Below are 20,247 nucleotides of genomic sequence, written 5' to 3' on the forward strand. Positions count from 1 at the left end.
GACTTCGATATACTTCGATTCTTCGTTGAGCAACGACCCGTTCAGCGAAGGCCGGCAGCAGGAAGCTGGTAGACGGAAAGGTGGCAGAGTGGTCGAATGTACCTGACTCGAAATCAGGCGTACGGTTTCCCCGTACCGTGGGTTCGAATCCCACCCTTTCCGCCAAAATTCAAAACCCCGCAAGTCGTCAGGCTTGCGGGGTTTTTCCGTTTCGGGCGTCTGTTCGAACGCATGAATGCCATGCGTTCATCATTTAACAGACGAGCGAACAGGCGGGCGCGCGTATCGCGTAAAGCGCCCTCAAACCGCGCAGCGCGCTACATCGAAGCGCAGTTCGGGCTCGGGCACGCCGCCGTCGTCCGACGCAGCGTGCTGCACCTTGACGATCGAGCCATAACCGGACGGCGTCAGCGTCACGAGCCACGCGTTGGAGTCGACGAGAAGCTCGGTCGAGCCCTGATCGCGCGTGATCTGCGCCGACGGCAGCATGCGCTGAAGGCAGCTGGACACATCCGACGCCGTTCGCGCCGAGGACACATAGATCACGGGTTTCGATGCCCGCAGTTCCGGGCCACTCGTCGATCCACACGCGGCGAGCGCCGCCGCAGCCGACGCCAGAAGGCAAGCCAAACTCAACCGATACAAGCTCATAACGCTCCGTACAAAAAGTCGATTCGTCGCACTTGAACACAGACGAAGCCGCATCGCAAGGGCAGCGATCGGGCAAGGGATGCAGCCTGAAAGCAGCCGGCGACGAAAGCGGGAATGCTATCATCGGCCTCATTGTCCTCGTGCGCGGCGCGCGTCGAACGTCCGCGAACGGCGGCCCGGCGCCCGCATGCAGGCGGCACGAATCCATCCGCATCGCTCAATGGCCATCACGCTCAAGACCCCCGCCGACATCGAAAAGTTGCGCATCTCTGGCCGCATGGCCGCCGAAGTTCTCGCGATGATCGCCGAACACGTCCGCCCCGGCGTCACCACGGACGAACTCGACGCCATCTGCAACCGGTTCATCGTCAACGAACTGAAGGCCGTGCCGGCGAACGTCGGCTACATGGGCTTTCCGAAGACCGTCTGCACCTCGGTGAACCATGTGGTCTGCCACGGCATTCCGGGACCGAAGGAACTGAAAGACGGCGACATCATCAACATCGACGTCGCCATCATCAAGGACGGCTACTTCGGCGACACGAGCCGCATGTATTACGCGGGCACGCCTGGCAAGGAAGCACGCCGCCTCACCGAGACGACCTACGAAGCTATGCTCGCAGGCATTCGCGAGGTGCGTCCCGGCGCTACGCTCGGCGATATCGGCTTCGCGATTCAGTCGGTCGCGCATCGCGAAGGCTTCTCGGTCGTGCGCGAGTACTGCGGCCACGGCATCGGGCGCGTGTATCACGAAGACCCGCAAGTGCTGCACTACGGCCAGAAGGGCACGGGTCTGCGACTGAAGCCGGGCCTCGTCTTCACCATCGAGCCGATGATCAACGCGGGCCGCGCGGCCACGCAGCAATCGCGCGACGGCTGGACGGTGACCACCAAGGACCGGTCGCTCTCCGCGCAGTGGGAGCACATGGTCGCCGTCACCGACGACGGCTACGAGGTCCTCACGCCGTGGCCGGACGGCACGGGCGCGTATCCGGCACCCTGAGCCGCGCCCTCGACCGGCCGCGCGCGAACCCTGTGCGCTGTAAGGCACTTTGCAAGGATTTAGGAATTGACGGGTTCGCCCGTTCGGTTGAAGCTACGCGAATGGGCCATGTGTCCGAGCCGCTGCAAGGCGTTCGAAGCACAGCCAGAAAGCCAGAGAGATAATTGCCCGCATGAGTCCCTCACTGACCGTCAGCCGCATTGCCGCGCAACAAGGTTCGGTTCTGCGCGAACTTCGCACGGCGTCGCTGCGCGAAGCGCCCTACGCGTTCGGCGAGACGCTCGAAGATGCGCTGCTCGTCGATCCCGCGTCGTTCGATCAGACCGCCGCGCTGCACGCCAGCTCGCCCCGGCTCGCGACGTTTCTGCTGTACACCGAAGGTCATCCCGCAGGGCTCGTGCATGCGTACATCGAGGAGAGCGGCAACAAGCGCGCGTTCGTGAGCGCGCTGTGGGTCGCGCCGGCCGTGCGTCATCTGCGCGGCGGTGAACTGCTCGTGAACGTCGCGTCGCAATGGCTCGCCGAGCAGGGCGTATCCGAAGTGCATGCGTGGATCGCCGATGAAAACCGCACCGCGATGCGCTTCTACGAACGGCTCGGCTTCGGTCCCACGGGCGATCGCCGCGCCATGCCTGCGAACGAGCGGGAAGCCGAATCGCTGTTTGTGCGTCACATGAAGACCGGGCGCGACGCCTGAGTCTTTCGGGCGCATCTCGTCGCGCGTTCTTCCTTTCCAGCGGCTGCAAATCGGTCTTAAAAACTATGGCCGCGAGCGTGTACGCCTGTAAAATACGCAAAATTTTTGGCCGTTCCTATGTCGCTCAACAAAACGCCCTTCTTCGAACTGCGCAGCGGCTCCGTCGACACGCTTCTCTTCGTCGTCAAGACTCCAGACCTCGATGCCCTGCGCGCCGAACTCACGCGGCGCTTCGAGGCGACTCCCGAATTCTTTGCTAACGATGTCGTCGCCATCGACGTGCGGCGTCTCGCGGCTTCGGGCGACGGCGAAGGCGAACGCATCTCGCTCGCGGACCTGGAAGCGCTGCTCAAGAGCGTGCGCATGCGGCCGGTCGGCGTCGTCGCGCTGCCCGCGCAGACCTGGGCGATTCAATGGGCGAACTCGGGCGGCCTGCCGATCCTCGAAGCACGCGATCGTCGCGGCGCGCCGAAGCCATCGGTGGACGAAGCCAAGCCCAACACCGAAGCCGCGGCCGTCATCGAAGCGGCCGTCGCGAAGGAAGCGCCGCCCGCGGTGCCGCAACCGGCGACCATCATCGACCGGCCGCTGCGCTCCGGGCAGCAGGTCTACGCGAAGGGCGATCTCATCGTGCTCGGGCTCGTGTCGTACGGGGCAGAGGTCATCGCGGAAGGCAACATCCACGTCTATGCGCCGCTGCGGGGCCGCGCGCTCGCCGGCGTGCACGGCAATCTGGACGCGCGCATCTTCTGCACGTGTCTCGAACCGGAACTGATCTCCATCGCGGGGATCTACCGGACGACCGAGAACCCGCTGCCCGCCGACGTGGCGAGCAAGCCCGTGCAAATCTGGCTGGACGAAGAAAAACTCATGATCGAACCGCTGCGGCTGACCTGAAGCCGCGCGCCCGGTGCGTTTGGCGCGCGCTCATGCAGGAAGCGCAGGCGGACCCATTTGACGAACACAAGGTACTTGTATGGCAAAAATCATTGTGGTGACTTCGGGGAAGGGCGGCGTCGGCAAGACGACCACGAGCGCGAGTTTCGCATCGGCGCTCGCGATTCGCGGCCACAAGACGGCCGTGATCGACTTCGACGTCGGTCTGCGCAACCTCGACCTCATCATGGGCTGCGAACGCCGCGTGGTGTACGACCTGATCAACGTGATCCAGGGCGAGGCGAACCTGCATCAGGCGCTCATCAAGGACAAGAAGTGCGAGAACCTCTACATCCTTCCGGCGTCTCAGACTCGTGACAAGGACGCGCTCACGCTCGAAGGCGTCGAGAAGGTCATCAACGAACTCATCAAGATGGACTTCGAGTACATCGTGTGCGATTCGCCGGCCGGTATCGAGTCGGGCGCGCTGATGGCCATGCACTTCGCCGACGAGGCGCTCATCGTGACGAATCCGGAAGTGTCGTCCGTGCGCGACTCGGACCGCATTCTCGGCATTCTCGCGTCGAAGACGAAGCGCGCGATGGAAGGCAAGGAGCCCGTGAAGGAGCACCTGCTGATCACGCGCTACAACCCGAAGCGCGTGTCCGAAGGCGAGATGCTGTCGCTCAACGACATTCAGGAGATTCTGCGCATCGACCTGATCGGCGTGATTCCGGAATCGGAAGCGGTGCTGCATGCATCGAATCAGGGCTTGCCGGCCGTGCATCTGGACGGCACGGATGTCGCGGAAGCCTACAAGGACGTGGTGTCGCGTTTCCTCGGCGAGGACAAGGCGCTGCGTTTCACCGACTATCAGAAGCCTGGTCTGCTGCAACGCATCTTCGGCACCAAGTAAGGGGACGCAATGTCGATTCTTTCGTTTTTGCTGGGCGAGAAGAAGAAGTCCGCTTCGGTCGCGAAGGAACGCTTGCAGTTGATCATTGCGCACGAGCGCGCGGGTGGCAAAGCCGCCGCCGATTACCTGCCGGCGTTGCAACGAGAACTCGTTGCCGTGATTTCGAAATACGTGAAGATTTCCGATGACGATATTCGGGTGAGCCTCGAACGTCAGGACGATCTCGAAGTGCTGGAAGTGAAGATCGAGATTCCACAGGCCTAGCGCCGCCATCGGTCCGCGCGGCGCGTGCTGTCGCGGACACCGAAATGAAAAAGCCAGGATCGCGCGATCCTGGCTTTTTGTTTGCCGCGCTATCGTTTGCGCGCGCTATTTCTGCGGTGTTGCCGCCTCGGCAGCGGCCTCCGTCTCGGGGTCCGGCACTTCGGGCGAAGGCGCGGCGGGATGTGCGAGCGGCGTCATGTAGCGCTCAGAGAGCGCCTCGTAGAGCGGCGGGGCGAACACGCGCGACACGCGGCTCGAGATGAGCGCGGTGGCCATCAGCGAGATGACGAGCGCGTGCCCGTTGATCATCTCCATCACGATCACGAACGCGGTGATCGGCGATTGCGTGACGGCGGCGAGATAGCCGACCATCGCGAGCGCGATCAGCATCGGCAACTGCATGTCCGAGAAGACCATGTGCAGGACGTTGCCGAAGCCCGCGCCGATGGACAGCGACGGCGCGAAAATCCCGCCCGGAATGCCGGGCAGATACGAGCCGATCATCGAGACCATCTTCAGGAGCGGATAGAACACCGAAAGATGCTCGCGTCCTTCCAGCAGGCCGCGCGCTTCCGCGTAGCCGCTGCCGAAGGTGTTGCCGCCCGACACGATGCCGACCGCCGCGATCACGAGCCCGCACAGCGCGGCGAACGCGACCGGCTGCGACGCATGGAGCTTGCGCAACGGCGCGGGAATCCATTTGCTCGTGTTGAGCAGCAGCCAGCAGAACACGCCGCCCGCGATGCCGGTGACGATCGCCGTCACGACGACGGCCACGGCCAGCACCTTCGGAAAGTGCGCGCCGACGTCGATGGTGCCGAAGTAGGTGTAGTTGCCGTTGAGCCCGAGCGCGACAATACCCGCGATGATGATGCCGGTGATGAGCACGCCGCTCGCGCGCACTTCGAAGCTGCGCGTGAGTTCCTCGATGGCGAACACGATGCCCGCGAGCGGGGTGTTGAATGCCGCGGACAATCCGGCGGCCGCGCCGGCGAGCACGAGCTGGCGTTCGATCAGCGAATTCGAGCGCGGATAGAAGCGCCGCATGTTGAACATGAGCGCCGCGCCGACCTGCACCGTCGGCCCTTCGCGACCGATGGTAAAGCCGCCGAGAATGGCGAGGAACGAAACGGCGATCTTGCTGGCGAGAATCTTGAGCGTGAGCAGACGCCCGCCCGCCGCCGATGTCGGGCTGTGCAGCACGGCGATCACCTGCGGAATGCCGCTGCCTTCCGAGCCGCGAAAGAACGCGCGCGTGACAAGCACGCAAAGCGCGGCGACCGCCGGCGTCACGATGAGCGGCAGCCACGTATGTTCCGCGCGAAAGCCCATGAAGAGGCCGTATCCCCAGTCGATGAGCCGCGCGTAATACACGGCGACGAGACCGACGAGAATCGCGCCCAGCCAGAAGATGCCGTAGCGGCGCCAGAGGCTGCGCGTTCGGCGCGTGGTGAGAGTCGAGAGGGAACGAAGCGCGCGGATCATGCGAAAGCCACCGGCAAAGCGCCGATTATAACGACGATCTCAAAACGCAATCAGCGTCGCCAGCGTGAAGACAGGAAAGCGGGCGCGGAAAAAAGAACAGGCGCGAGGCTTTCGCCAGGCGCCCAGGAAACGCTCCTATCAACCAGGAGCGGAGAGGAGAAGAGAGCCGGGCGCGCCGCAATCAAGCGACGCGAACGGCAATACAGCTTCCGACCACGCCCGCTCGCCAGAGTTCAAAGAAATCGAAAGTAGTCCGCAAAAAGTCAGGCTGTCAGCATTTCGAAAGCGACGACCGCCGCGATCGCGCTCAGGTTGGCAAGGAGCGCCTCGCACACCACGCCGCGCCAGGTCGCAGGCCTAAACCGGATCGCGAGCAGCAAGGCGACCGAGAGCGCGATGGCGATCATCGCGACGAGATGGGAGCTTGTCAGGTGGAGGGACATGATGGTCTCGATGCAAGTCCGTTGTTGTCCAGGATCGGTCGAAGCGGGCGCGGCGAAACCGGCGAAAAAGCCATGTCGCCGCCAGCTTGCCGACCGTCTGAGGGTGTTACCTTGAAAGTACGTACCTGATTACGTTGCCACGGGAATTTTATTTCGACGCTAGGTACAAACCCCGTATGCGCGCGATCGCTTCCGAGAGGCGCGCCCGACCGCAGTCCGAGGAGCATTCGACAGATGACTTCCCCGCCGGCACGTTCGCTCGAAGTCGATTTCTTTCGGGGAATCGTGCTTCTGATCATCGCGGTGGACCACATATCGGGAAGCGTGCTGTCGCGCTTCACGCTGCATCAGTACGCCTTTTGCGATTCCGCGGAAGTGTTCGTGTTTCTGGGCGGTTACGCGTCGGCGGCGGCTTACACGGCGCTTGCGACGCGCCGGAGTGATTCGGCCGCTCGCCGTCGCTTTTTCCGGCGCAGCTGGGAAATCTACCGCGCGTATCTGCTGACGGCGGTGCTGATGCTCATCGGCGGCGCGCTCCTGATGCTGCTGCGGATCGATTCGCCGATGCTCCAGTACACCGAATGGCCGGCGCTTCTCGCGCATCCGTTCAGCCTGCTCTTCGATGTCGCGCTGCTGCGGCAGCAGCCGTATCTGTCGTCGGTCCTGCCGATGTATTCGCTTTTCGCGCTCGCCGTGCCGGTCGTCGTGCCGCTCGCCGCGCGCAGGCCCGTCGTCGCGATGTTCGGCAGCCTGCTCCTTTGGCTCGCGGCCACGCCGCTTGCGAACGCGCTTCCGGCTTCCTATGCGCAGGCGTGGTCCTTCAATCCGTTCGCGTGGCAGCTGATGTTCGTGACTGGCGTGCTCGCGCGCGTGCAGCCGATCAGCGACGACTTCCACGCGGGCCGCGTCGCGCGGGCGCTGACTTGCCTGGCGGTTGCGTTCGCGCTGACGTTTGCGTTCGCGAAGCTCTTTCTGGAAACGCAGGCGCCGCCCGGATACATGAAGCAGAACCTCGCGACGCTGCGCATCGTGAGCTTCGGCGCAGTGGCGTGGATCATCGCGCGCGCGGTCTACGCGGGGTGGATCGGCGCGCTCGCTCGTCGATTTCCGGGCATCGTAACGGTGGGGCAGCAGGGGCTCGTATGCTTTATCGCGGGCGCGGCGGTGTCGCTCGTGCTGGATTCGGCGTTGCGCGCGATGGGCGTCGAGAACCTCGGGCGGTATCCGTCGCACTGGCTGGCGGGGATCGCCGCGGATGCGATCGCCGTCGGCTTTCTGATGTGGCTCGCGCGGTTCTGGGCGGAGCGCAAAGCGGCGAGAGCAGCCAAGGCGGCGCGCGTCGGGCACGCGACGGCCAAGCCTCGTGCCGCCATGAATCGACGGCCCGTTCCCGCGCATGCGGTCAAACGGTGCGATCGGTGAGCGCTGGCGTGCGTGGCTGCTCGTCGTTGTCGCGGGACTCGTTGACGTCCCCGACACAGCGACGGCCCGCAAACGCCGCTTCATTCGGGTACGTCTTCGCGCTGACGAGCGCGCCAGCTACGACACCGCGACAGTAGCCGAGCGCTTCTCCAATGATTGCTGGGCAGGCCGGCCTTTTCCGCTTCCGCGCGTCATCGCACGCGCTAGCGCGCCGGCCACGCCCTCACTCCATCACGATGTCGCGCGTCTCCCGCATGGCGAGCACCGCCAGCAGGCTGACCGCCGCTGCCGCCGACACATACCCGCCGACCCACGCCAGCCCGCCGCGATTGGCGAGCAATTGCGCGATATACGGCGCGACCGACGCGCCCAGAATTCCGCCGAGGTTGTAGGCGACGCCCGCCCCGGTGTAGCGCACGTTCGTCGGGAAAAGCTCGGGAAGGAGCGCGCCCATCGGTGCGAACGTCGCGCCCATCAGGAACAGCTCGATGGTCAGAAAGAGCGCCACGTAAGCCGTGTTGCCGCTGCCGAGCAGCGGAGACATCGCGAAACCGGACAGAATCGCCGCGATGCAGCTCACGATCAGCACCGGCTTGCGGCCGAACCGGTCGCTGGCGATGGCCGAGATCGGCGTGGCGATCGCCATGAACAGCACCGCGAAGCAGAGCAGCCCGAGGAACTTCTCGCGCGAGAAGTGGAGCGTCGCGACGCCGTACGACAACGAGAACACCGTCGAGATGTAGAAGAGCGTGTAGCAGACGACCATCGCGAGCGCGCCCAGCAGCGTCGGCGCGAGATAGCGGCTGAACAGCGTCGCGATCGGCACCTTCACGCGCTCGTGACGCTCCAGCGCGGCGCGGAACGCGGGCGTTTCGGCAATCTTAAGTCGCACATACAGCCCGAGCGCCACCAGCACCGCGCTGACGAGGAACGGCACGCGCCAGCCCCAGCTGCGAAACTGCTCGTCGGACAGCGAGAGCGCGAGGCCGAAGAAAAGACCGTTCGACGCCAGAAAGCCGACCGACGGCCCGAGTTGCGGGAACATCCCGAACAGGCCGCGCTTGCCTTGCGGCGCGTATTCGGTAGCGAGCAGGGCCGCGCCGCCCCATTCGCCGCCGAGCCCGATGCCCTGCCCGAAGCGCAGGATGCACAGCAGCACGGGCGCGAGGCTGCCGATCGACGCATAGCCGGGAACGAAGCCGATGAGCGTCGTCGACACACCCATCACCAGCAAGGACGCGACGAGCGTCGATTTTCGGCCGACGCGATCGCCGAAATGTCCGAACAGAAACGAGCCGACCGGCCGCGCGAGAAACGCGATGCCGAACGTCACGAACGCCGACAGCGCCTGTGCGGCGGGCGAACCGTGCGGGAAGAACACCGGCCCGATGACGAGCGCGGCGGCGGTCGCGTAGACGTAGAAGTCGTAGAACTCGATCGCGGTGCCGATGAAACTCGCGAAAATCACGCGCGACGTGCTTTGGGCTTTGTCGCCGGGCTTGGCGGCGGAAAGCGAAGGTGATGACATGCTGTCTCCGTTTATAGCGTTGTAGTGTCTGTTGCTGCGCGCTCGCATTCGCGGGACGTGCTCGATGGGCGCTGCATGCGTCTGGAAAGTCGGGCGCGATGGCTCGGGCTCGCGCGAGGCGTGGTGCGCGAGGCGTGGTGCGAGCGGGCCATGCTTGGAGGCGCTTCGCACGGCGCGCGGGGTAAGCGCGTGGCGAAGGCCGGCCGGTGTGGAACCGGCGAGGGATGCCAAAAATTATAACGATCGCGCCCGGCGAGCGCCAATCTGCACCAACGCGCGGGAGGCTGCGCCACTTCGCGCTATTCGATGCTCGTCGCTTGCGGCGAGTGCGACGTCTGCAACTGGAACTGTCCGTTGTCGTTGAACATCCAGCCTTCGAACAATTCGACCTGACCTTTGCCGTCCAGAAGGCGGACGGGCGGCGCCGGCAGCGGGGCCGAGCGACGCAGGGAGGCAAGTGCTGTGGCTTCGGCTTCGTCGTCGCCGTTGGTCCGATACACGGACGATTGCACGAGCCGCCCGCTACGGTCCACCGTAAACGCGACGAGCACGAAGGACCGCAGCATTGCCTGCGGCGTGCCGTGCAGCACGAGCGAAGGATTGCGCTCGAAGATTCTCTCCGCGATGCGCGCCTTGTACTGATCGAGCGTCAGCCCGGGCGCCGCCGAAGGCGCGGCGGCGCGCGCCTGAACGACGCTCGGCGGCGGCGTGAACGTGCAGGCGGTCGTCGCGAGGATCAGCGCGATGCCGAGCCAGGCGGCGGCGATGCGAACGGGCGATGCGGACGTCGCAATCATGATTCGTGAGGACGAGTGGCGCAGAGGGCGATAAAGAAATAGTAGCCGCTGCCGGCGCCGCGCGGTATTAGCGCTTTCCGGGTGCGGGTTTTGCTCCGCTACTCAGATACATCGAACGTACAAGGAGAGAGCCATGACTGGTGAGACGAATCGTCCTGAGGACGCGCAGCCTGCCGAACACAGCGATAACGAGAAGAGCAAGCTGCCGGAGCGTGACGATCAGGGGCGCAAGCAGGCGCCGCACGACAACCCGGGCCAGCAGCCCGGCGAGGGCGAACCGCCCGTGGGTTGAGCGCGGTTGCGCGCCGGGCTAGTCGGAGTAAGGCTTGACGAGTTCGGCGCAGCGCAGCGGCGACGTCGGGCGCGTCGCTTCGCGCGCTTCCACGCAGCGGTACACGCTGTTCGTCCTCTGCAGAATGTAAGTGTCTTCGGGCGACGCCGAGTCGCGCGCGGGCGCGCTCGTCACCGCGACGATGGTGTAGCCGTTCTGGACCAGATCGAAGAGAGTGGTGTCGGCGCGGCGCCATTGGGCGTTGGGCAATGTGTCCGCCGGCGCCGACGCTTCGCCGCAGCAGGCGAGCGCCAACAGAAGAGGGATGCTGCGAGTGCGGTGCATCGGCAGGTCTCCGCGCTGTGTCATAAGCGCGGTTAGATGCGGCAACGGGCGCGGCGTTCACTTGCCGTTAGAAGTGACCGCAGCGGCAAAAAAGAGCCTCGCGCTCGGCGAGGCCCAAGCCAACCTACCATCGAAGGCTCCCATCACGCGGATACGGGGAACGCGCGAAGAAGCTTTGCGACGATACTCGGCGGTGAGTGGGGGTGCAATGCGGTTTGTCTGAATGTTCGAGCAGTTCTTCGATGAGACGGTGAACGGGGCGTCTGGGTGAGACGCGAAGGAATCCTAACTTACAGTGCAGGCCATCCGAAGCGGCGCCAGTCCTCGTCTTACTCGCGCACATCCCATCAGCACTTATCGGGAGAGAGCCAATCGGCTCAGTCGTCCCGTGCAATTGGGAATCATCGTGTGGACGGCGTTGTGACGAAGAGGCAACCTCTGCGGATCTGAAGGAATAGGCGATGCGTCGATTCGCTGTTTGCTGCCTGCGGTGACGCTTGCCTTCGCCGCCACGAACGCGAATGCCGGACCTTGGGGCTCCTGGTTCAGGCTGGCTTTGTTACTACGGTGACGGAATGGACAGCTTATCGCTGTGCTTATGACGTCGTTGGACAGCGGGCCGTTATCATATCAGCGGACTACTGCGCTTCGACAGAGGAGTTCGATTGATCTGGCAGACGTCTATCGATTACGCTCCGTTCCAGCGGGAGTTGTCCGTCTCGGGTCCTGCCGCTGCCCCATGCGCAGTCGAGATTGCCCTGTACTGTCAACTGTTTCAAACCTTTCGCGGGGACCCGCGCTGGGCGTTGATCTCGGTGTTCCGAAAGGCGTTCCGACCGGGGAGCCGCACCCCCCGTGCGTTTCAGGGATTATTTAGACGGGAAGAAAAAGCGCGCGTCCAAGATTTTGGCGGAGGCGGTGAGATTCGAACTCACGGAAGGATCGCTCCTTCGCCGGTTTTCAAGACCGGTGCCTTAAACCGCTCGGCCACACCTCCAGCAAGGCGCGTATTGTAGCGCAACTCGTCGGCGTCGAGGACCTCAGCCTTCGAGCGTACGCGTCGCCCTAAGCGCGGGAAAAAGCCGCATCCACAAAAGCGCGACGATGATCGTCCCGAATCCGCCGATCAGCACCGCCGGCACCGCGCCGAACAGGCCCGCCGTCATGCCCGATTCGAATTCGCCGAGCTGGTTCGACGTGCCGATAAAGAGCGAGTTGATCGCCCCGACGCGACCGCGCATCTCGTCCGGCGTCTGCAACTGCACGAGCGACATGCGCACGACCACGCTGATCACATCGGATGCGCCCAGCGCCGCCAGCGCAATCAGCGAAAGATAAACGTTGCGCGAGAGCCCGAAGACGATCGTCGCAATGCCGAACGCGATTACGCCAGCGAAGAGCGCCGTGCCCGCGCGCCGTCGCAGCGGAAAATGCGCGAGCCAGATGGACCCGGCGAGCGCGCCCACGGCCGGCGCCGCGCGCAGAATGCCGAGTCCCCACGGCCCCGTGTGCAGAATGTCGCGCGCGAAAACCGGCAGCAGCGCCGTCGCGCCGCCGAGCAGCACGGCGAACAGGTCGAGCGACAACGCGCCGAGAATCACCGGCTTGCTGCGAATGAAGCCGATGCCCGAAAACAGCGCCTCGAACGACAACGGCGCGCGCACGCGCACGGCGCTCTCGATTTTAATCGCGCCGACCGCGAATGCGGCAACGAGAAACGCCACGCACACCGCGCCGTACACGGTCGACGCGCCCAGGCCGTAGAGCAGGCCGCCCATCGCGGGGCCGAGAATTTGCGCCGTCTGGTTCGCGGACGTCGACCAGGCGCTCGCGTGCTGCAACTGGTTTCGCGCGACGAGGTTCGGCAGGAGCGCCGCCATCGACGGCGATTCGAACGCGCGCGCCGCGCCCGTGATCGCGGCGATCGCGTAGATCGGGCCGGCGTGATTCCAGCCGCGCCATGCGTAAAGACACAGCATGAGCGCCGCGACGCTCTCGACCGTCTGACAGATATACGCAATCGTGCGCCGGTCATAGCGATCCGCGACGTGCCCGACGACGAGCGTCAGCACGAACATCGGCAGGAACTGCGCGAGGCCGACGAGACCGAGCGCGAACGCGCTGTGCGTAATCGAATAGACCTGCCAGCCGATTGCCACGGACATCATCTGAAACGCGACGGAAGACATCACGCGCGCCGTCCAGAAGAGCGCGAACGGGCGATGCCGCATGACGGAGCCCGGCGCCATCGTCGGTGCGCTCATCGTGCCGAATCGTCCAGAAAAAGCTCTTGCAGATCGTTGAGGAAGCGTTGGCCGCGCTCGGTCGGCGCGATGCGCTCGAAATCGCGCGTGATGAGGCCGCGCTTCTCCGCTTCGACGAGCGCCGGCTCGATCGCCGAGAGTGCGAGTCCGGTGCGCTCGACGAACGCATGCACCGGAAAGCCTTCGACCAGCCGCAGCGTGTTCAGCATGAACTCGAACGGCAGATCGCGCGGGCCGACTTGGCGCTCTTCCTGAATCGCGCTTTCGGTTTGCGACAGCGCGTGATCCATGTAAGTCGCCGGATGCTTGAAGCGCGCCTGCCGCACGATCTTCGACGGAAACGACAGCTTCGTGTGCGCGCCCGCGCCGATGCCGAGGTAATCGCCGAAGCGCCAGTAATTCAGATTGTGGCGGCTCTGCCGATGCGGTTTCGCATACGCCGACACTTCGTAGCGCTCGTAGCCGGCATCGCGCGTGCGCTCGTGAATCCAGTCCTGCATGTCGGCGGCGGCATCGTCGTCGGGCAGGGCGGGCGGATATTTGGCGAAGAGCGTGTTCGGCTCCATCGTCAGGTGATACAGCGACAGATGCGGCGGCGCGAACGCAATCGCCGTCTCGATATCGCGCCGGCATTCGTCGAGCGACTGCTGCGGCAGCGCGAACATCAGGTCGAGGTTGAAGTTGTCGAAGTGCTTTGCCGCGATCTCGACGGCGCGCTGAGCCTGCGTCGCGTCATGGATGCGGCCGAGCGCCTTCAGATGCGCCTCGTTGAAGCTCTGAATGCCGATCGACAGCCGGTTCACGCCGCTCGCGCGGAACGACGCGAACTTCGCCGCTTCGAATGTGCCGGGATTCGCTTCGAGCGTGATCTCGGCGTCGGCGTCGATGGGCAAGAGCGCGCGCGCGTCCGAGAGCAGCCTGTCGAGCCCTTTGGCCGACAACAGCGACGGCGTGCCCCCGCCGATGAAGATGGTATGCACGTGCCGTCCCCAGACGAGCGGCAACGCGCGTTCGAGGTCGGCGCGCAATGCATCGAGATAACGTTCTTCGGGGAACGTATCGTCCTTCCACTCGTGCGAGTTGAAGTCGCAGTACGGGCACTTGCGCACGCACCACGGAAAATGCACGTACAGCGAAAGCGGCGGCAGCGACGTCAGCCGGATGCTTCCGGGCGACGTGAACGCCTGCACGATGTTGATCGTCTTCGGTCCGCTGCTCACGCGAGTTCCTTTAGTCGTTGCAGCAGATCGCGCAATGCAAGCGCGCGATGGCTCACCGCGTTCTTGCGCGCCGGTTCCAGCTCGGCGGCGGTCGCGCCGAACGCCGGCAGGAAGAAGTGCGGGTCGTAGCCGAAGCCGTGGGCGCCGCGCGGCGTGTCGATCACTTCGCCGTGCCAGCGGCCTTCCGCGATGAGCGGCTCGGGATCGTCGGCGTGACGCACGAGCACGAGCACGCAGAAGTAATACGCGCGGCGGTCAGCCTCGTTCGCGAGGTCGGCGACGAGCCGCGCGTTGTTCGCGGCATCGCTCTTTTCGCCGCCGTGCTTCATCGCGTAGCGCGCCGAGTGCACGCCGGGCGCGCCGTTCAGCGCACGCACGCAGAGGCCGGAATCGTCGGCGAGGGCGGGCAGGCCGGTCAATGCCGATGCGTGACGCGCCTTCGCCAGCGCGTTCTCGACGAATGTCGGATGCGGCTCCTCGGCTTCCGGCACGCCCAGTTCGCCCTGCGCGATCAGTTCGATGCCCGCGGCGTTCAGAAGCGACGCAAACTCGCGCAGCTTGCCCGCGTTATTCGACGCGAGCACGACGCGGCCGATGCCATGCCCGATGCCATGTGAATCAGACACCTTCGATCTCCAGCGCGGCCTTCTGCTTGGCGATCAGCGCCTTGATGCCGCTATCGGCGAGGTCGAGCAGCGCGTTCATCTCGTCGCGCGAAAACGGCGCGCCTTCGGCCGTGCCCTGCACTTCGACGAAGCCGCCCGCGCCCGTCATCACGACGTTCATGTCGGTATCGCACTGCGAGTCTTCTTCGTAGTCGAGGTCGAGCACGGGCGAGCCTTCGAAGATGCCGACCGAAATGGCCGCGACGAAATCCTTCACCGGCGATTGCGCGATGCGTCCGCTCGCGAGCAGCTTCGTCACGGCATCGTGCGCGGCGACGAACGCGCCCGTGATGCTCGCGGTGCGCGTGCCGCCGTCGGCCTGGATCACGTCGCAGTCGAGATGCAGCGTGCGCGGGCCGAGCACGTTCAGATCGAACACGGAGCGCAGCGCCCGGCCGATCAGACGTTGAATCTCCTGCGTGCGGCCGGTCTGCTTGCCGCGCGCGGCTTCGCGGTCGCTGCGCGTGTGCGTCGCGCGCGGCAGCATGCCGTATTCGGCGGTGAGCCAGCCTTGGTCGCGTCCGGTAAGAAACGCCGGCACGCGTTCGGCGATGCTCGCCGTGCAGATCACCTTCGTATCGCCGAACTCGACGAGCACCGATCCTTCCGCGTGCTTCGTGTAATGCCGTGTGATGCGCACGTCGCGCAACTGGCTCGCGCGGCGGCCGCTCGGACGGGCGATGGAAGGCTTGAGCAGGGGAGAGTCGGTCATGGTGAGCGAGGGAAGAAAGAGTCGGGCGCGATTCGAATGTTCGGTGCGCCAGGTGGTGCGATTTTATCGTCAATCACCGGGCGGCGTTGCCGGCTGCGGAATGCGCGGCGCGCGCCCGGAGCGGGCGGGGCGCGCGGCAAAAATGGGATAATGCGGGTTCATCGCCCGGCGGCCAAACGCGTGCCAATCCCAGCGCACCTTCATTCGCGCCGGGCGTTTCGTTGAACCGGCCTTCGGCAAGCGAAGGCGCACATCGCGAGACGTACCATGATCTACAGCATGACAGGCTATGCCAGCGCGACGCGCGAAGTCGCAGCGGACGGCGCGGGCGGCGCAGGCGTCGGCGTTTCGGTGGAATTGCGCACGGTGAATTCGCGCTTTCTCGACCTGAACTTCCGCATGCCCGAAGACGTGCGCGCCACCGAGCCGCAAATGCGCGAAATGCTGATGACGAAGCTCTCGCGCGGCAAGGTCGATATCCGCATCAACCTGAATCGCGTCGAGCAGACGGCCAATGCCGGCGCGCTCAATCGCGACGCGCTCACGCAACTCGCCACGCTGGAGCGCGCGGTGCTCGACGTCTTTCCGGATGCCGAACGCATGCGCACCGGCGAAATCCTGCGCTGGCCGGGCGTGCTCGCGGAAAGCTCGGTCTCGCAGGACGCGCTGCGCGAAGCGGTGCTTGCGTGCGCCAAGCAGGCGATCGCGGATCTCATCGAAGTGCGCGCGCGCGAAGGCGCGGCGCTCGCCAGCGTGCTCATCAACAACGTGACGGAGATGGAAGCGATCGTCGCGCGCATCACGCCGCTCGTGCCCGAACTGATCGCGAAGCATCAGCAGAAGATCGTCGAGCGCCTGCAGGACGCGCTCGGCATCGCGACGTCGGACAATGCCACGACGACGAGCGTGCCGCGCGATGAAATCGCCGAGCGCATCCGCCAGGAAGTGACGATGTACGGCATTCGCATCGACATCGCGGAAGAGTTGCAGCGCTTAAGCGCGCATCTCACGGAAACGCGCCACGTGCTGCAAAAGGGCGGCAAGGTCGGCAAGCGGCTCGACTTCATGATGCAGGAGCTCAATCGCGAAGCGAACACGCTCGGCTCGAAGGCGGCCGCCAAGGAACTCGCGGATGCGTCGATGACGCTGAAGCTGTTCATCGAACAGATGCGCGAACAAGTACAGAATCTGGAGTAACGCTCGATCATGCCGAACACCACGCACCGCTCGCATAGCACCTACACGGGCATTTATCCCGGCAACCTGTTCATGGTCGTCGCGCCGTCGGGAGCGGGCAAGTCCACGCTCGTGAACGCGCTGCTGGCGCAGGACCCGGCCATCCGCCTGTCGGTTTCCTACACGACGCGCGACCCGCGCCCGGCCGAGACCAACGGCGTGCAGTATCACTTCGTGTCCGTCGACGAATTCATGGAGCGGCACGACAAGGGCGAGTTTCTGGAAAGCGCGGAAGTGCACGGCAACTACTACGCGACCTCGCGCCTGTGGATCGAGGACCAGATGAAGATGGGCCACGACGTGCTGCTCGAAATCGATTGGCAGGGCGCACAGCAGGTCAAGAAGCGCTTTCGCAATGCGGTCGAGATTTTCATTCTGCCGCCTTCGCTGGATGCGCTCGAAGACCGCCTGAAGAAGCGCGGCCAGGACGCGCCCAACGTGATCGTGCGGCGGCTGCTTGCGGCGGGCAGCGAGATGGCGCATGCGTCGGAAGCGGAGTATGTCGTCATCAACGAGAACTTCGATCGCGCGCTCAACGAACTGCGCTGTCTCGTGGCCGCCACGCGCCTGCGCTTCACGTCGCAATACGCGCGTCACACGCAGCTTTTCGTCGAGCTCGGCATTCATCCCACGCACCCGCAATGACGCGAGCGGTGGCCGAGTCGTATCGGTCACATAAGGTAGAATAAAACCCACATCGAGAAGGATACAAACATGGCCCGCATCACTGTCGAAGACTGCCTGAAACAAATTCCGAACCGCTTCGAGCTCGCGCTCGCGGCAACGTATCGCGCGCGTCAGCTCGCGCAAGGCCACACCCCGAAAATCGAAAGCCGCGACAAGCCGACCGTCGTCGCGCTGCGCGAAATCGCGGCGGGGCAGGTGGGCGTCGAAATGCTGAAGAAAGTGCCCGTCTGACGGGCGGTTCTTTCGACCTCTTTTACCCGTTTCATCCGTTTCACTTTTTGCAAACCCGGCGCAACTGATGGACAAGCGGCGCGTCAGACGAACACGGAGGCGAACATGAGTCAGACACCGCTGCCCGTCTCCGCTTCAGTGGAACCGGACGTCGAGATCGATCAGGATTCGCTTCTCGATGCCGACAAGCCGCACGCGGCGCGCAAATACATCGACGCGGTTCTCGAACAGTCGTTTCGCCATCTGTTCGGGCCGACCGCCACGCCGGAGCAGCCGCGCAAGCACGACGTCGTTTCCATCGCGAATCTGACGAACGCGCTGGCAAGCTACATCTCCGCCGACGAGATCAAGGAAGTCAAGTCGGCTTTCCATTTCAGCGACGAAGCGCATCTCGGGCAATATCGCCAGAGCGGCGAGCCGTACATCACGCATCCGGTCGCGGTCGCGGAAATCTGCGCGGGCTGGAAGCTGGACGCGCAGTCCATCATGGCCGCGCTCCTGCACGACGTGATCGAAGATCAGGGCGTGACCAAGACGGAAATCGCCGAGCGATTCGGCGCGAAAGTCGCGGAACTGGTCGACGGCTTGTCGAAGCTGGACAAGATGGAATTCCGCAACCGCGAGGAAGCGCAGGCGGAAAACTTCCGCAAGATGCTGCTCGCGATGGCGCGCGACGTGCGCGTCATTCTGGTGAAGCTCGCCGACCGGCTGCACAACATGCGCACGCTGGGCGCGGTGCCGCCGGAGAAGCGCCGGCGCGTCGCGCGCGAGACGCTGGATATCTACGCGCCGATCGCGCATCGGCTCGGCCTCAACAACACGTATCGCGAGTTGCAGGACCTGAGCTTCGCGAACTTCAACCCGAACCGCTACGCCACGCTCGAAAAAGCGGTGAAGGCGGCGCGCGGCAACCGGCGCGAAGTGGTCGGCAAGATTCTCGAAGCGGTGCAGCGCACGATCGCCGACGCGAAGATCAGCGCCGAAGTCACCGGCCGCGAAAAGACCATCTACAGCATCTACAAGAAGATGCGGGACAAGCAGTTGTCGTTCTCGCAAGTGCTGGATGTGTACGGCTTTCGCGTGGTCGTGGAAAGCGCGCTGGAGTGCTACACGTGCATCGGCGCGCTGCATGCGCTCTACAAGCCCGTGCCGGGCAAGTTCAAGGATTACATCGCGATTCCGAAGGTGAACGGCTATCAGTCGTTGCACACCACGCTCGTCGGGCCGTTCGGCGCGCCGATCGAGTTCCAGATTCGCACGCGCAAGATGCACGAGATCGCCGAGGCAGGCGTCGCGGCGCATTGGCTCTACAAGAACGGCGGCGCCGATCTGAACGACGTGCAGAAGCGCGCGCATCAATGGCTCAAGTCGCTGCTCGACATCCAGAGCGAGGCGGGCGATTCCAGCGAATTTCTCGAACACGTCAAGATCGACCTGTTCCCGGACGCGGTCTATGTATTCACGCCGAAGTCCAAGATCATGCCGCTGCCGCGTGGCGCGACGGCGCTCGACTTCGCGTATTCGATTCACAGCGACCTCGGCAATCAGTGCGTCGCGGTCAAGATCAACAACGAACTGCTGCCGCTGCGCACGGAGTTGAAGAGCGGCGATATCGTCGAAGTGATCACGGCGCCGTATTCGAAGCCGAATCCCGCGTGGCTCGGCTTCGTGCGCACCGGCAAGGCGCGCTCGGCCATCCGTCACTATCTGAAGACGATGCGCCTGAACGAATCCGTGCAGCTGGGCGAGCGCCTCGTCGATCAAAGTCTCAAGGGCTACGGACTCGCGCTGTCGGACGTGACGCCGGAAGTGTGGGAAAAGCTCGTGCAGTGGACCGGCAACAAGACGCGTCAGGAAATCTTCGCGGATATCGGCCTCGGCCGGCGCGTGGCGGCGGTCATGGCCAAGCGCATCGAAGTGCTGATGAACGGCATCGCCGACGACGAGGATCACCCGCATCGCGAGCACCATAACACCAATACCGCGCCGCCCGTGGTCATCACCGGGACGGAAGGCATGTCGGTGCAATTGTCGCCGTGCTGCCGCCCGATTCCCGGCGACGACATCATGGGCTATATCGGCATCGGGCTCGGCATGGCGATCCACACGACGGAATGCCGCGTCGCGCAGCGCATCCACCGACGCGATCCGGGACGCTGGATCGACGTGGCATGGGCGCCGCAGCCGGGGCGTCTCTTCGATGTCGCCGTGAAGGTGCTCGTGAAGAACACGAAGGGCGTGTTCGCGCGCGTGGCGGCGGATATCACGTCGGCGGACGCGAACATCGTTCACATCGCGATGGACGAGGACGTCTCTCAGGAAGCGAAGCTGCTGCGCTTCGTCATTCAGGTGAGCGATCGCGTGCATCTCGCGAATGTGATGCGTCGGGTGCGCACGAATCTGGACGTGATGCGCATTGCGCGCGAGCGTCCGAGCGACGAGCCGCATCATCGCAATCAGGACGGCGGCATGCGCATCGACCGGGAACGCGCCGACTACTGATCCGGCGCGGGAACGCGGCGTGCATGCGGTCG

The 20,247-nt window shown here is 64.5% G+C and carries 21 protein-coding genes and 2 tRNA genes; 12 read left to right on the plus strand and 11 right to left on the minus strand.

What is annotated here, in order from left to right; genetic code table 11:
• Positions 1-74: 74 nt before the first annotated feature.
• Positions 75-165: transfer RNA gene (locus NCR35_RS04815), tRNA-Ser, on the plus strand.
• 135 nt (positions 166-300) lie between these two features.
• Here the strand turns inward: NCR35_RS04815 and NCR35_RS04820 are convergent.
• Complete coding sequence (locus tag NCR35_RS04820) at positions 301-651, minus strand: hypothetical protein (RefSeq protein WP_250533361.1); 351 nt, start codon at positions 649-651, stop codon at positions 301-303.
• Positions 652-871: 220 nt separating this feature from the next.
• Here NCR35_RS04820 and map point away from each other — a divergent pair, with 220 nt between their 5' ends.
• The 5 genes from map to minE all read left to right on the plus strand — a co-directional run bounded on the left by map (position 872) and on the right by minE (position 4,407).
• Positions 872-1,654 (plus strand): type I methionyl aminopeptidase, encoded by a 783-nt coding sequence (map, locus tag NCR35_RS04825; protein ID WP_250533429.1) that lies wholly within the window; start codon positions 872-874, stop codon positions 1,652-1,654.
• Positions 1,655-1,826: 172 nt separating this feature from the next.
• Complete coding sequence (locus NCR35_RS04830; RefSeq protein ID WP_250533362.1) at positions 1,827-2,351, plus strand: GNAT family N-acetyltransferase; 525 nt, start codon at positions 1,827-1,829, stop codon at positions 2,349-2,351.
• Positions 2,352-2,468: 117 nt separating this feature from the next.
• Positions 2,469-3,248: a septum site-determining protein MinC gene (gene minC / locus NCR35_RS04835; RefSeq protein ID WP_250533363.1), complete on the plus strand. Its 780-nt coding sequence runs from the start codon at positions 2,469-2,471 to the stop codon at positions 3,246-3,248.
• 79 nt (positions 3,249-3,327) lie between these two features.
• Positions 3,328-4,143: a septum site-determining protein MinD gene (gene minD / locus NCR35_RS04840; RefSeq protein ID WP_175939742.1), complete on the plus strand. Its 816-nt coding sequence runs from the start codon at positions 3,328-3,330 to the stop codon at positions 4,141-4,143.
• A gap of 9 nt (positions 4,144-4,152) precedes the next feature.
• Positions 4,153-4,407 carry a cell division topological specificity factor MinE gene (gene minE / locus NCR35_RS04845; RefSeq protein ID WP_106855712.1) on the plus strand — a complete coding sequence of 85 codons (255 nt, stop codon included), beginning with the start codon at positions 4,153-4,155 and terminating at the stop codon, positions 4,405-4,407.
• Between the two features lie 105 nt (positions 4,408-4,512).
• On the opposite strand, the gene NCR35_RS04850 is transcribed toward minE, so the two are convergent.
• Together NCR35_RS04850 and NCR35_RS04855 are read right to left on the minus strand one after the other, a co-directional pair.
• Entirely contained in the window at positions 4,513-5,892 is a 1,380-nt protein-coding gene (locus NCR35_RS04850; RefSeq protein WP_250533365.1) for a chloride channel protein, read from the minus strand.
• A gap of 263 nt (positions 5,893-6,155) precedes the next feature.
• Positions 6,156-6,335, minus strand: coding sequence for a hypothetical protein (locus tag NCR35_RS04855; RefSeq protein WP_244848904.1), 180 nt, complete (start codon positions 6,333-6,335; stop codon positions 6,156-6,158).
• Positions 6,336-6,569: 234 nt separating this feature from the next.
• Between NCR35_RS04855 and opgC the strand changes: the two genes are divergently transcribed.
• Complete coding sequence (opgC, locus tag NCR35_RS04860; protein ID WP_250533369.1) at positions 6,570-7,757, plus strand: OpgC domain-containing protein; 1,188 nt, start codon at positions 6,570-6,572, stop codon at positions 7,755-7,757.
• Between the two features lie 223 nt (positions 7,758-7,980).
• On the opposite strand, the gene NCR35_RS04865 is transcribed toward opgC, so the two are convergent.
• Together NCR35_RS04865 and NCR35_RS04870 are read right to left on the minus strand one after the other, a co-directional pair.
• Positions 7,981-9,285 carry an MFS transporter gene (locus NCR35_RS04865; protein ID WP_250533375.1) on the minus strand — a complete coding sequence of 435 codons (1,305 nt, stop codon included), beginning with the start codon at positions 9,283-9,285 and terminating at the stop codon, positions 7,981-7,983.
• Between the two features lie 299 nt (positions 9,286-9,584).
• The gene (locus NCR35_RS04870) at positions 9,585-10,082 is read right to left on the minus strand and encodes a TonB family protein (RefSeq protein ID WP_250533377.1); all 498 of its coding nucleotides are present in this window, start codon (positions 10,080-10,082) and stop codon (positions 9,585-9,587) included.
• Positions 10,083-10,215: 133 nt separating this feature from the next.
• On the opposite strand from NCR35_RS04870, the gene NCR35_RS04875 reads away from it, so the two are divergent.
• Positions 10,216-10,374: a hypothetical protein gene (locus NCR35_RS04875; protein ID WP_250533379.1), complete on the plus strand. Its 159-nt coding sequence runs from the start codon at positions 10,216-10,218 to the stop codon at positions 10,372-10,374.
• 18 nt (positions 10,375-10,392) lie between these two features.
• On the opposite strand, the gene NCR35_RS04880 is transcribed toward NCR35_RS04875, so the two are convergent.
• The 6 genes from NCR35_RS04880 to rph form a co-directional block, all read right to left on the minus strand.
• Complete coding sequence (locus NCR35_RS04880; RefSeq protein WP_250533381.1) at positions 10,393-10,698, minus strand: hypothetical protein; 306 nt, start codon at positions 10,696-10,698, stop codon at positions 10,393-10,395.
• Positions 10,699-11,605: 907 nt separating this feature from the next.
• Positions 11,606-11,695: transfer RNA gene (locus NCR35_RS04885), tRNA-Ser, on the minus strand.
• Between the two features lie 43 nt (positions 11,696-11,738).
• Entirely contained in the window at positions 11,739-12,962 is a 1,224-nt protein-coding gene (locus NCR35_RS04890) for an MFS transporter (RefSeq protein ID WP_250533382.1), read from the minus strand.
• Entirely contained in the window at positions 12,959-14,182 is a 1,224-nt protein-coding gene (gene hemW, locus NCR35_RS04895) for a radical SAM family heme chaperone HemW (protein WP_250533383.1), read from the minus strand. Before hemW ends, NCR35_RS04890 begins: the two co-directional genes overlap by 4 nt.
• The gene (rdgB, locus tag NCR35_RS04900) at positions 14,179-14,808 is read right to left on the minus strand and encodes an RdgB/HAM1 family non-canonical purine NTP pyrophosphatase (RefSeq protein WP_250533384.1); all 630 of its coding nucleotides are present in this window, start codon (positions 14,806-14,808) and stop codon (positions 14,179-14,181) included. Before rdgB ends, hemW begins: the two co-directional genes overlap by 4 nt.
• Positions 14,801-15,559, minus strand: a complete 759-nt coding sequence (gene rph, locus NCR35_RS04905; protein ID WP_250533386.1) for a ribonuclease PH — start codon at positions 15,557-15,559, stop codon at positions 14,801-14,803. Before rph ends, rdgB begins: the two co-directional genes overlap by 8 nt.
• 267 nt (positions 15,560-15,826) lie before the next feature.
• Between rph and NCR35_RS04910 the strand changes: the two genes are divergently transcribed.
• The 4 genes from NCR35_RS04910 (at position 15,827) to NCR35_RS04925 (ending at position 20,215) form a co-directional block, all read left to right on the plus strand.
• The gene (locus NCR35_RS04910; protein ID WP_250533387.1) at positions 15,827-16,756 is read left to right on the plus strand and encodes a YicC/YloC family endoribonuclease; all 930 of its coding nucleotides are present in this window, start codon (positions 15,827-15,829) and stop codon (positions 16,754-16,756) included.
• Between the two features lie 9 nt (positions 16,757-16,765).
• Complete coding sequence (gmk, locus tag NCR35_RS04915; protein ID WP_175939755.1) at positions 16,766-17,440, plus strand: guanylate kinase; 675 nt, start codon at positions 16,766-16,768, stop codon at positions 17,438-17,440.
• 69 nt (positions 17,441-17,509) lie between these two features.
• Positions 17,510-17,713: a DNA-directed RNA polymerase subunit omega gene (gene rpoZ / locus NCR35_RS04920; RefSeq protein ID WP_006025620.1), complete on the plus strand. Its 204-nt coding sequence runs from the start codon at positions 17,510-17,512 to the stop codon at positions 17,711-17,713.
• Between the two features lie 105 nt (positions 17,714-17,818).
• A complete protein-coding gene (locus tag NCR35_RS04925) occupies positions 17,819-20,215 on the plus strand; it encodes a RelA/SpoT family protein (RefSeq protein WP_250533388.1) in 2,397 nt (798 codons plus the stop codon).
• The last annotated feature ends 32 nt before the right edge of the window (positions 20,216-20,247 follow it).

Source organism: Caballeronia sp. AZ10_KS36, from assembly GCF_023631105.1.
Lineage (GTDB): Bacteria > Pseudomonadota > Gammaproteobacteria > Burkholderiales > Burkholderiaceae > Caballeronia.